Source organism: Pseudomonas parafulva (genome assembly GCF_002021815.1).
GTDB classification, from domain to species: domain Bacteria; phylum Pseudomonadota; class Gammaproteobacteria; order Pseudomonadales; family Pseudomonadaceae; genus Aquipseudomonas; species Aquipseudomonas parafulva_B.
The window spans coordinates 2,999,073-3,012,329 of the sequence record NZ_CP019952.1; the positions used below are offsets into that span (position 1 = coordinate 2,999,073).

Genomic DNA, 13,257 nt, shown 5'->3' on the forward strand with positions numbered 1-13,257 from the left:
TCCTCGGCGCTCTGTTGCTGGGCCGGTGCCCGGTGCCAGGCGAGCCCGGCTTGGGCATCGAAGCGCAGGCGCAAGGCGTCATGGTGCAGCACCAGCGCCTGCAACGCCGCTTCCAGCGCACGTGGCTGCAACGCCTGCGTCGGTGCCAGCAGCACGGACTGGTTCCAGTGGTGCGCATCAGCAATGCCCTGGGCGAAGAACCAGCGCTGGATGGCCAGCAGCGGCAGGCTGCCAGCGACCGGGCCCTGATCGATGCGGGCGACCTCGCCAAAACGGGCCACACCGGCCAAGGCCTGCACGGTCTGGTGCAGGAACAGGTCTTTGGGACTGAGCACGATGCCGGCCTGACGGGCCCGGCTGACCATCTGGATCGAGATGATCGAATCACCGCCCAGCTCGAAGAAATTGTCGGTCACCCCCACCTGAGGCACCTTCAGCACCGCCTGCCAGATCTGCACCAGCGCCTGCTCGAGCGGGCTGCTGGCGGCCACATGCTGGCCTTGCAGCTGGGTAAGGTCGACTACGGGCAGGGCCTGGCGGTCGATCTTGCCGTTGGGGGTCAAGGGCATGCGTTCGAGCAACTGCACGTGCGTGGGCACCATGTAGTCGGGCAGGTCCACCTTCAAACAGCGCTTGATCGATTCGCGGCGCTCAGCCTGGGCTTGATGATTGGACGCCAATTGCGGCGCGTCGTCGCTCACCACGTAGCCGACCAATTGCTGGCCGCTCGGGCCGGCCTGGGCCACCACCACCGCTTCGCGCACCCCCGGCACCGCCAGCAGGCGCGCTTCCACCTCGCCCAGCTCGATACGAAAACCCCGCACCTTGACCTGGCGGTCGATGCGCCCGAGGTAGTCGATGATGCCGCTGCTGCGCAGGCTCACCCGATCACCGCTGCGGTACAGCCGGGCACCGTTGCCGAACGGGTCCGGTACGAACCTTTCAGCAGTGAGCGCCGGGCGCTTGAGGTAGCCACGGGCCAAGCCCTGCCCGCCCAGGTACAACTCACCCGGGATGGCCAGGGGCAACAGGTTCAGGTTGGCATCGAGCACATACGCGCGCCGTTCACCGACGCGATCGCCAATGGGCGCATAGGCCGCACCGCAGCTGTCCTGTTCGCCAGCTTTCCAGATCAGGGGGGTGACCACGGTTTCGGTAGGGCCGTAGCCATTGATGATATAGGTCGGACGCAGTGCGCGCCGAGCAATGGCGTAGCTGGCCTCGGACACCGCATCGCCGCCGAAGCAGTACACCCGCATCGGCGGTGGGTTGCCATCGCGCTCGGCGTGCTCGGCCAGTTGCTGAAGGTAGACCGGTGGAAACGCAGCGACCGTCACCCCATGTGCATGCATGGCGGCATAGGTTTGCTCCGGGGTCCACAGCTGCGGGTCGCGGATGAGCAGCGAAGCCCCGTGGGTCAGGGGCGTGAGCCAGCGTTCGTGGGCACCGTCGAAAGCGAATGACATGAAGTGCAGTTCGCAGTCGGCCGGCGTCATTTCGTAGCGCTCGCCAATGGCTCGGCAGTGCATGGCGATGGGGCCATGGGCCACTGCCACCCCTTTGGGCAGGCCCGTGGAACCCGAGGTGTAGATGACGTAGGCCAGGTTATCGGCCTGGGCGGCGTTCGCTGGCGCGTGGCAGGGTTGCGCGGCCAGGTCCATGTGGTCCAGGGCCAGGGTTGCCAAGCCATCCGGTACCGGCAGGCGCTGCATGAGCGCGCTGTCGCTGAGCAGCAGGGCCATGCCGCTGTCCTGCATCAGATAGGACAGGCGCTCGCGGGGGTATTGCGGATCGAGCGGCGTATAGGCACCGCCGGCCTTGAGCACCGCCAACAGGCTCACGACCATCTCAAGGCCACGCTCCAGGGCGATACCGACCAGCACTTCCGGCCCCACCCCTGCTGTGACCAAAGCATGGGCCAGGCGATTGGCCTGCTGATCGAGCTGGGCAAAGCTCATGCGCTGCTCGCCAAACAGCAAGGCGGTGGCCTGCGGGGTTTGCGCAGCCCACTGGGCAATGCGCTCGTGCACCAGCGGGCCGTCGGCATGGCGCAGGTCCGGGGCGTTGCGCACGGCGTGCAGGTGCTCATGCTCATCGACGGCCAGCATCGGCAGTGCAGCAACGCAGCGCGACGGATCGGCGACGAGGCCGCGCAGCAGGGTCAGCCAATGGCCCCCCAGGCGCTCGATGGTGGCGGCATCGAACAGGTCGCACGCATAGGTCAGCGACGCCCACAGGCCGTCTTCACCCTCGACGGTGTCCAGCGTCAGGTCGAACGAGGCGCTGTGACTTTCCCAGAACAGCCCTTCGATTTCCAGGCCAGGCACCTGCTGGGCACGTGGGTCGCGGCCCTGGCGCTGATGGTTGTACATCACCTGGAACAACGGGTTGTGGCTCAGGCTGCGGTCTGGCTGCAAGGCTTCGACCAGTTGCTCGAACGGCAAGTCCTGATGCGCCTGAGCACCGAGTACCGTCTGCTTGACCTGTTGCAACAACGCCGGGAAGGCCAAGGCCCCCTGCACATCGGCGCGCAGCACCTGGGTGTTGACGAAGAAACCCAGCAGGCGATCGGTCTCGACCCGGTTGCGGTTGGCGTTGGGCACCCCGACGCGAATATCGGTCTGGCCGGTGTAGCGGTGCAGCAGCACCTGGAACGACGCCAGCAACAGCATGAACAGCGTGACCTGTTGCTGCTGCGCGAGGGCTTGCAAGGCTTCGCTCAGCGCCTTGTCGATGGGCAAGTCGAAACGCGCGCCGCGCAGGCTTGGCTGGGCCGCGCGCGGACGGTCGGTGGGCAACTCGAGCACCGGTTGATGCGCGCCCAGTTGCTCACGCCAGTAGGCCAGTTGCTGCTCGCTGCCGCCGGCTTCCATCCAGCGACGCTGCCAGATGGCATAGTCGGCGTACTGAATGGGCAGCGCAGGCAGCTGGACCGCCCGCCCGTGGACCAAGCCCAGGTACAGCTGCATCAGCTCATCGACCATGACCTGCATCGACCAGCCATCGGAGACGATGTGGTGCTGCACCATCACCAGCACATGCTCATCGTCAGCCACCCTCAGCAGCCCCAGCCGTACCAGCGGGCCGTGCTCGAGGTCGAAGGGCCTGGCGATCTGCTGCTCGATCAACGCCTGCACTTGGGCGTGATGATGCTCGGGTGCCAGGGTGGCCGGCAGGTGCAACGGCTCGATCGCGATCGGCAGTGAGCCATGCACGTGCTGGCAGGGCCGCTCGTCCTTCATCACGAAGGTGGTGCGCAGGGTCTCGTGGCGTGCCACCAGGGCATCGAACGCTTGTTGCAAGGCCTGGGTGTCGAGGTGACCGCGCAGGCGCAAGGCGGTAGGGATATGAGATGCGCTGCTGCCTGGCTCCAGTTGCCAAAGGAACCACTGGCGCTCCTGGGCGAAGGACAGCGGCAGGCTGTCTAACTGCTCGCGGATGACAGGAATTGGCAGGTTGCCGGGCGAGACCTTTTGTTCGGCCATCTTGGCCAGGTACTGGCGGCGCTTGTCCACGGGCAAGGCGATGAAACGCTGGGCAATGCGCAGGGCGCTGGCGTGATCCATTACACCGCCTCCATTTCGTCGAGCAGGCTTTCGAGCTGGTCGAGGGTGGCGGCATCCACCGCCCCGCCTTCGTGCTCCAGTTGGCGGGCCAGCTCGCCCAGGGTGGGGTATTGGAAAATCAATTGCGCAGTTGCCTTCATACCAAGCTCGAGTTGAATGCGTGAGACCAGGCTCACGACGAGAAGAGAGTGACCGCCCAGGTCGAAGAAGTGGTCGTTCAAGCCGACCTTGTCGAGCTGGAGCAGGTCCTGCCAGATCGCTGCCAGTTGGCACTCGACCGGGCGTTGCGGGGCTTCGTAGCCGTGTTGTGGTGGCGCTGCCTGGGGCAGTGGCAAGGCCTTGCGGTCCAGCTTGCCGTTGGGGCTGAGCGGCCACTGCTCCAGCAGCAGCCATTGGCCGGGGACCATGTAGCCGGGCAGGTTGGCCTTGAGGTGAGCCTTGAGGCGCTCGCGCAGCAGCGCCTGGCGGGTGGGCTCCAGGTCAGCACCGTCGACCAGCACGTAGCCGACCAGTTGCGCGCCAGCGGCGCCAGGCTGAGCTAGCACGACCGTTTCCCGGACTTCGGCCACCTCCAGCAGGCGCGCCTCGATTTCTCCAAGCTCGATGCGCTGGCCACGGATCTTCACCTGGTGGTCCAGGCGACCGAGGTACTCCAGCACGCCGTCGGCGCGGTAACGCACCCGATCACCCGTGCGGTACAAGCGCTCGCCATTACCCAGAGGGCTTGCCACGAAGCGCTCGGCGGTCAGCGCCGGGCGGCGGTGATACCCACGGGCCAGGCCTACGCCACCCAGGTACAACTCACCGGCTACCCCCGGCACCACCGGTTGCAGGGCCGCGTCCAGCACGTAGGTGTGCAGGTTGGCGATGGGACGCCCGATGGGCACGCTGTCGCTGCCCTCCTTCACGCAGGTCCAGTGGGTGACGTCGATGGCGGCTTCGGTCGGGCCGTACAGGTTGTACAGGCCGGCCTTGGGCAGGCGTGCGAACACCTGGGCCTGGGCATCGAGCGCCAGCGCCTCGCCACTGCACAGGATGCGTCGCAGGCTGTGGCACCCGTCCAGGTCCGGCGATTGCAGGAACACCTGCAGCATCGACGGCACGAAGTGCAGCGTGCTGATGCCGTGCTGCTCGATCAGCGCCACCAACTGCGCCGGGTCGCGGTGCGCGCCGGGCTCGGCCACCACCAGTTGGGCGCCGGTCATCAACGGCCAGAAGAACTCCCACACCGACACGTCGAAGCTGAACGGGGTCTTTTGCAGCACCCGGTCAGCAGCGGTCAGCTCATAGGCCTGCTGCATCCAGTACAGGCGGTTGGCCAGGGCCACGTGGCGGTTGCCGGCGCCCTTGGGCTTGCCGGTGGAGCCAGAGGTGTAGATCACGTAGGCCAGGTGCTCCGGCGCCAGGTCGACGTGCGGGTTCGGTACGTGGGCCGGGTCTGCCTGCGGGGCCAGCAGTTCGAGCGTCGCCAGCCCTTCAGGCACCGGCAGGCGCAGGCCTGGCGCATGCAGCAGCAAGGCCATGCGGCTGTCCTCGATCATGTAGGCCAGGCGCTCCTCGGGGTAGTCCGGGTCCAGCGGCAGGTAGGCACCACCGGCCTTGAGGATGGCCAGCAGGCCGATGACCAGCTCCAGCGAACGCTCTGCGGCGATACCTACCAGCACGTCCGGGCCGACGCCACCCTCGATCAACTGCAGGGCCAGGCCATTGGCGGCGTTGTTGAGCTGGCGATAGGTGAGATGACGTGCGCCGAACACCACGGCGCTCGCCTCGGGGCTGCGCTGGGCCTGCTGTTCGATCAGGCGGTGGACACAGTATTCGTCGGGGTAACGCTGCGCGGTCTGGTTCCAGGTGCGCGCAGTGTCCAGCTGCCCTGCGTCCATGAGGGGCAGCTCGGCCACTGGCGCCTGGGGGCTGGCAAGCATGCCACGCAGCAGGGTTTGCCAATGGCTGGCCATGCGCTCAAGGGTGCTGGTTTCGAACAGGTCGGTGGCGAAGGTCCAGGTCGCGCCCAGGCCGTCGGGTGTCTCGAAGGTGTCCAGGGCCAGGTCGAACTGGGCACTGTGGTGTTCGCCGCTCAGGGTCTGGACATCGAGCTGCGGCACCTTGAAGCCATCACCCAGCTGCTGGTCGAGCAGATTGCGGTGGGTGAACATCACCTGGAACAGCGGGTTGTGGCTCAGGCTGCGTGCAGGCTGCAGGGCTTCGACCAGTTGCTCGAACGGCAGGTCCTGATGCTGCTGGGCGCCCAAAGCGGCCTGGCGCACTTGTTCCAACAGCGCCTCTACGGTCAGTTGCCCATCGAAGCGCGCACGCAGGACCTGGGTATTGACGAAGAAGCCGATCAGCCGCTCGGTCTCCAGGCGGTGGCGGTTGGCGACGGGCACGCCGACACGGATGTCGTCCTGGCCGCTGTAACGCTGCAACAGCGCCTGGAACGAGGCCAGCAGCAGCATGAACAGCGTGACGTTGTGCTGTTGCGCCAGCTGTTGCAGGCCTGTGGTCAGCTGCGTGTCCAAGGTCAGCCCCAGGCGGGCACCGCGGTAGCTCTGCACCGCAGGACGCGGGTGATCGGTGGGCAGCTCCAGTACCACCGGCTCATCGCCCAACTGCTCACGCCAGTACATCAGCTGACGCTCGCGCTCACCGGCTGCCAGCCAGTCGCGCTGCCAGTGGGCGTAATCCAGGTACTGGACGGGCAGCGGCGCAAGGTTGGGCTGCGCGCCGCTGGTCAGGCTGGCATAGCTCTGCATCCATTCATCGACCAACACCTGCATCGACCAGCCATCGGAAACGATGTGGTGCTGGACCAGGGTCAGCACATGGTCCTGTGCACCCAGTTGCAGCACACCGATGCGCAGCAACGGCCCATTGATCAAGTCGAAGGGCTGGGCAGTCTGGACTTGGAGGAAGGCCTGGATCGCTGCGCCCTCCTCTTCTTGGCCCGCAACGGAGTGCACCGGCACAGGCAAACGCCAGTGGGCGTGGATGACCGGACGAACCTGAGCCTGCTCCTGGATGAAGGTGGTACGCAGGCTTTCGTGACGCTGCACCAGCAGGTTGAAGCTGTCTTCCAGCGCCTGCAGGTCCAACTCGCCACGCAAGCGCAGGGCCATGGGGATGTGATAGGCGCTGCTGTGCGGTTCCAGCTGCCAGAGGAACCACTGCCGCTCCTGGGCGAACGACAGCTGCAGTGGCTGGTTGCGGTCCACCGGGGCAATCGGCGCGACGCGTTGGCCTTGCAGGGCGCTCACGGCCTGGGTGAAGGCATGCAGGGTGCTGTGTTCGAACAGCAGCGCCAGTGGCACCTCCAGGTCCAGTTCCTGGGCAACACGCGAAATCACCTGGGTGGCGAGCAGCGAATGCCCGCCCAGGTCGAAGAAGTGATCGGCCATGCCTACTTGGTCCAGGTGCAACACCTGGCGCCAGATGGCTGCAACGGTGCATTCGAGCTCGGTGCTCGGTGCCTGGAAAGCCTGCCGGGCTTGATCCAGATCAGGCGCAGGCAAGGCCTTGCGGTCCAGCTTGCCGTTGGGGCTCAAGGGCATTGCCGGCAGCCACACCAGGTGCGAAGGCACCATGTAGGCCGGCAAGGTCTCGGCCAGCCGGGCCTTGAGCTGGGCTTGCCAGGCGGCAAGATCAGCAGGCGCGCACGCGTCGGCCACGTAGCCGACCAGGTGCTGGCCTTGGGCATCCTGGCGGGCCACGACCACGGTTTCACTCGCGCCGGCCACCTCCAGCAGGCGCGCCTCGATTTCTCCAAGCTCGATGCGCTGGCCACGGATCTTCACCTGGTGGTCCAGGCGACCGAGGTACTCCAGCACGCCGTCGGCGCGGTAACGCACCCGATCACCCGTGCGGTACAAGCGCTCGCCATTACCCAGAGGGCTTGCCACGAAGCGCTCGGCGGTCAGCGCCGGGCGGCGGTGATACCCACGGGCCAGGCCTACGCCACCCAGGTACAACTCACCGGCTACCCCCGGCACCACCGGTTGCAGGGCCGCGTCCAGCACGTAGGTGTGCAGGTTGGCGATGGGACGCCCGATGGGCACGCTGTCGCTGCCCTCCTTCACGCAGGTCCAGTGGGTGACGTCGATGGCGGCTTCGGTCGGGCCGTACAGGTTGTACAGGCCGGCCTTGGGCAGGCGTGCGAACACCTGGGCCTGGGCATCGAGCGCCAGCGCCTCGCCACTGCACAGGATGCGTCGCAGGCTGTGGCACCCGTCCAGGTCCGGCGATTGCAGGAACACCTGCAGCATCGACGGCACGAAGTGCAGCGTGCTGATGCCGTGCTGCTCGATCAGCGCCACCAACTGCGCCGGGTCGCGGTGCGCGCCGGGCTCGGCCACCACCAGTTGGGCGCCGGTCATCAACGGCCAGAAGAACTCCCACACCGACACGTCGAAGCTGAACGGGGTCTTTTGCAGCACCCGGTCAGCAGCGGTCAGCTCATAGGCCTGCTGCATCCAGTACAGGCGGTTGGCCAGGGCCACGTGGCGGTTGCCGGCGCCCTTGGGCTTGCCGGTGGAGCCAGAGGTGTAGATCACGTAGGCCAGGTGCTCCGGCGCCAGGTCGACGTGCGGGTTCGGTACGTGGGCCGGGTCTGCCTGCGGGGCCGGCAGTTCGAGTGTCGCCAGCCCTTCAGGCACCGGCAGGCGCAGGCCTGGCGCATGCAGCAGCAAGGCCATGCGGCTGTCCTCGATCATGTAGGCCAGGCGTTCCTCAGGGTAGTCCGGGTCCAGCGGCAGGTAGGCACCACCGGCCTTGAGGATCGCCAGCAGGCCGATGACCAGCTCCAGCGAACGCTCGGCGGCGATGCCTACCAGCACGTCCGGGCCGACGCCACCCTCGATCAACTGCAGGGCCAGGCCATTGGCGGCGTTGTTGAGCTGGCGATAGGTGAGTTGACGTGCGCCGAATGCCACGGCGCTCGCCTCGGGGCTGCGCTGGGCCTGCTGCTCGATCAGGCGGTGGACACAGTATTCGTCGGGGTAACGCTGCGCGGTCTGGTTCCAGGTGCGCAGGCCGTGCTGTTCACTGGCAGCGAGCATCGGCAGCTCGCCTATGGCCTGTGCAGGGCAGGCCACCATGCCGCGCAGCAGGGTCTGCCAGTGAGCGGCCATACGCTCGATGGTGGCGGCTTCGAACAGGTCGGCAGCGTACACCAGGGCCACGGAGATGCCCTGCGGCGTTTCCAGGGTCTCAAGGGACAACTCGAACTGCGCGCCGCCGCCGTCAAGCTGCAGTTCGCGGGCCTGCAAACCCGGCAGGCTGGTGCCAGTGGCAGTGGCGCCGACCGTGCTCAGGTGGTTGTACATCACTTGGAACAGCGGGTTGTGATTCAGCGCGCGCTGGGGGTTGAGCACTTCCACCAGGCGGTCGAACGGCAGGTCCTGGTTGGCCTGGGCCGACAACGTCACCTCCTTGACCGTCTGCAGCCAATGGCCTGCCGACTGCTCAGGTTGCGGGCACAAGCGCATGACCAAGGTGTTGACGAAAAAGCCCACCACCGCCTCCAGCTCCTGGCTGTTGCGGTTGTTCACCGGCACCCCGATGCGCAAGTCCGGCTGGCCGCTGTGGCGTTGCAACAGCAAGGCGAAGCTACCCAGGAACAGCTGGAACAAAGTGACGCCCTGGGCCTGGGCCAGCTCGCGTACCTGACGCTCCAGGTCCTGCGGCAGGTGCAGGTCAAGGCGCCCGCCACGGTCGCTGAGCTGCGCCGTGCGCGGGTGATCGGTCGGCAGCGACAGCACCACCGGTTCACCCCCAAGGCGTTCGACCCAATAGGCCTGCTGGCGCTGCATCTCGCCTTGGGCCAGCCACTGGCGCTGCCAGTGGGCGTAGTCGGCGTATTGCACCGCCAGCGGTTGCAGGGGGCACGTATGGCCGGCATTGAAGGCGCTGTAGAGCTCGACGAACTCGTGCACCAACAGGCTCATGGACCAGCCGTCGGAGGTGATGTGATGCAGCGTCAGCACCAGCACCCATTCGTCCATTGCGCGCTCGATCACCTTGACCCGCATCAGGGGCCCCTGGTGCAGGTCGAACAGGCGCGTGATTTCGGCGCGCACCGCAAGCTCCAGCTGGGGTTGGCTGGCATCGGGCAAGGCCGTCCATTGCAGGTCCACCGCCCCGGCCGGCTGCACCTGCTGATAAAGCTGGCCATCCTCCTGGACGAACGTGGTGCGCAAGGCTTCGTGCCGTGCCAGCAAGGTGTCCATCGCCCGCTGCAAGGCCTGGCGATCAAGCTCGCCCTGCAGCCGCACGGCCAGCGGGGTGTGGTAGGCGGTGCTCTGGGGCTGCAGGGTCCAGTACAGCCATTGACGCTGCTGGGCGAATGACGCCGGCAGGCGCTCGCTGCGCGGCAGTGCCGCAACGGCCGTCTGTTCGCGGTAGCACTCGCAGTGCTCCAGCGCCTGGGCCAGTTCACCCAGGTTGGCCGTGTCGAACATGGCCCGCAGCGGCAGGTCGAGCCCCAGTTGGCGGCGTACCCGCGAGACGATCTGCACGGCCAGCAACGAGTGGCCCCCCAGGCTGAAGAAGTTGTCGCCAAGCCCCACTGCCGGCACCTTGAGCACCTGTTCCCAGATGCCCGCCAGGGCGTGTTCTCGCTCGGTCACAGGCGGCACGTGGGCAGCGGCGGCACGCGCCTGGGTCGGCTGAGGCAGCGCGCGGGTGTCGAGCTTGCCGTTGGCGGTCAGGGGCATGACGGCCAGGGCCTGGTAGGTGCTGGGCAGCATGTAATCAGGCAGGCGCGCTTGCAGCCAGGCTTCCAGTTGCGCCTGCGCGTCAGTGCCCGCATAGACCACATAGGCCACCAGTTGCGCATGGGCCGCTTCGCCCACCAGCAGCACGGCCGCGTCGCGCACCTGGGGCGCCGCACGCAGGGCCAGCAGCACTTCATCCAGGTCGATGCGGTAGCCGCGCAGCTTGACCTGGCGGTCGACACGGCCAAGGAACGCCAGCTCGCCCGAGGGCAGACGACGCACCCGGTCGCCTGTGCGATACAGGCGCGCACCCGGTGCGCCGAAGGGATCGGGCACAAAGCGTTCGGCGGTCATGCCCGGGCGGTTCTGGTATCCACGGGCAAGGCCGGCGCCGCCGATGTACAACTCGCCGTGGCTGCCCGGCGCCTGGCGTTGCAGGCCGGCATCGAGCACCTGGGTGCTGGTGTTGGGCAATGGCCGGCCCAGCACGATGGGGCTGTCTGCCGCGCTGAGGCTCTGGGTCAGTACGCCGACGGTGGTTTCGGTCGGGCCGTAGTGGTTGATGATGTCGCAGCGGCCCAGTGCGCGCAGGCGTTCGATCAGTGCAGGCGAACAGGCCTCGCCACCGAGCACCAGACAGCGGGCAGGCAGCACCTGTTGCGGTTGGTCAGCGCCCAGCAGCGCCTCCAGGTGCGACGGCACGATTTTCAGCACGTCGATGCCATGGTCCTGCATGTAGGCGCCGAAGCGCTGCGGGTCGAGGGCCACGTCCTGCTCGATGATGTGCAGCGAGCGCCCGGAGCACAGTGCGCCGAACAGCACGGTATGCCCCAGGTCCGCCGCCAGGGTGGAGACCACCGCCATGCTGCTGGCGCCCTGCAGCGGCAGGGTCTGGAAAATGCCTTGCAGGTAGTTGCCCAGGGCGGCGTGGCTGACGGCCACGCCCTTGGCGGTGCCGGTGGAACCGGAGGTGTAGATGACGTAGGCCAACTCGGCCGCGTCGATTGGCCGCTGTGGGCCCCGTGCACTGACTTCAGGGCGAGCGGGGTCGAGCAACAGGGTCGTCACCCCGGCGAGCTGCGGCAGGCTGGCTTGCAGCACCTGCTGGGTCAGTAGCACGCCGACCCGGCTGTCCTCGATCATGTAGGCCAGCCGCTGGGCGGGGAATGCCGGGTCCAGCGGTACATAGGCCGCCCCGGCCTTCCACACGGCCAGCAGGCCGATCACCATTTCCAACGAGCGCCCGGCGGCCAGGCCGACGCACACCTGAGCACCGACGCCCAGCTCGACCAGTTGCAGGGCCAGCGCGTTGGCGCGGGCATCCAACTCGGCGTAGCTCAGGCGTTGCCCAGCGAATGTCAGCGCCAGGGCATGGGAAACGCGCTGCACCTGGGCCTCGAACATCTCCAATGCCGACGGCGCTGCCGGTGCCTGCGGGCCTGCGGCCTGCTGGTGCAAAAGCGCCGCCTGATGGGCGTCGAGCAAAGGCAGTTGGTCCAGTGGCTGGTCGGCATCCTCGCTCATCGCCTGCAGCAGCTGCAGCCAGTGCCCGGCCATAAGCGCGATGGTGGCCGGCTCGAACAGCTCGCTGGCGTAGGTCAGCGAGGCATGCAGGTGGCCACCGCGCTCGAAGGTGGTGAGGGTCAGGTCGAAGGGCGTGGGGCGGCTGCTCGCCTCCAGAGGGCGCAGTTCCAACCCCTCGCCCACCGTCATCACCTCGATATCGGCAACGTTCGGCAAGTGGTTGTACATCACCTGGAACAGCGGGTTATGGCTCAGGCTGCGGTCAAGGTCCAGGGCCTCGACCAACTGTTCGAAGGGCAGGTCCTGGTGCGCCTGGGCACCGGCGGCGGTCTGTTTCACGGCGCCCAGCAGGCTGGCGACCGACTGCTGCCCTTGCAGGGTGGTGCGCAGCACCTGGGTGTTGACGAACAGACCGATCAAGCCTTCGACCTCGGCCCGATTGCGGTTGGCCACGGGCACGCCGATGCGCAGATCGGTCTGGCCGGTGTGGCGGTACAACAGCACATTGAATGCTGCCAGCAACACCATGAACAAGGTCACGTTGTGCTGGCGCGCCAGGGCCCGCAGTTGTTCCGCCAGGGCGGGATCGATGACCAGCTCGTGACGCTGGCCGCGCTGGCTGGCCACCGCCGGGCGTGGAAAATCGGTGGCAAGCTCCAGCAACGGCTGCTCATCGCCCAACTGCTCGCGCCAGTAGTCCAACTGCCGCGCCTGCTCACCGGCCTCCAGCCACTTGCGTTGCCACAGGGCGTAGTCCATGTACTGGACAGGCAAAGCCGGCAGCGCGGGTTCAACGCCTGCGGCAAAGGCTTGGTAGGCCTGGACGAACTCGTCGATGAGCACGTTCATCGACCAGCCATCGGACACGATGTGGTGCAGGGTCAACAGCAGCACATGCTCCTGCGCCCCAAGCGTCAGCAAGCTCACGCGCATCAAGGGGCCGACGGCCAGATCGAAGGGTTGCAGCGCCTCTTGTTCGGCCAGCTCGCGCACACGGCGCGCCTGGGCATCGGCGTCCAGCTCAACCAGGCTGTGCTTGGCAACGTGCACCGGGTGTTTGGCAGCCACCTGCCGGACCTGGCCGTCTGCGCCTTCGGCAAACACCGTGCGCAGGCTCTGGTGGCGCTCTACAAGGCAAGCAAAGGCCTGCTCCAGCGCCGCCACGTTCAAAGGCCCGCTCAAGCGCACGGCGCTGGGCAGGTTGTAGGCACCGCTGCGCGGGTCCAGCTGCCAGAGGAACCACATGCGCTGCTGGGCATACGACAGTGCATCGCGGTCCGGGACCTGCACGTCGGCGGCGATGGGGAATTGGGAAAAGTCGATGCCTTCGGCGCGCAGGCCATCCAGAAACAGATGACGCTTGTCCACTGGCAGCTCTATGAAACGGCGGGCAAGCTTGAGGGACTTATCGGCATTCATCTGCGACCTTCCATACAGTTGGGTATCGAGCGTTGGCTCGG

General features: G+C 66.9%; 2 protein-coding genes (1 of these 2 cut by a window edge). Both read right to left on the reverse strand.

Translation table 11 applies throughout. The features are described 5' to 3' along the window. Positions 1-3,566 carry the start of a non-ribosomal peptide synthetase gene (locus B2J77_RS13435; protein WP_078478835.1) on the reverse strand. The gene continues 14,122 nt to the left of window position 1, outside the view, so 3,566 of the gene's 17,688 nt are visible here — the first part of the coding sequence; its start codon is at positions 3,564-3,566; its stop codon lies beyond the left edge, outside the window. Next, positions 3,566-13,216: a non-ribosomal peptide synthetase gene (locus B2J77_RS13440; RefSeq protein WP_078478836.1), complete on the reverse strand. Its 9,651-nt coding sequence runs from the start codon at positions 13,214-13,216 to the stop codon at positions 3,566-3,568. The genes B2J77_RS13435 and B2J77_RS13440 overlap by 1 nt, the downstream gene beginning before the upstream one ends. Between the last annotated feature and the right edge of the window lie 41 nt (positions 13,217-13,257).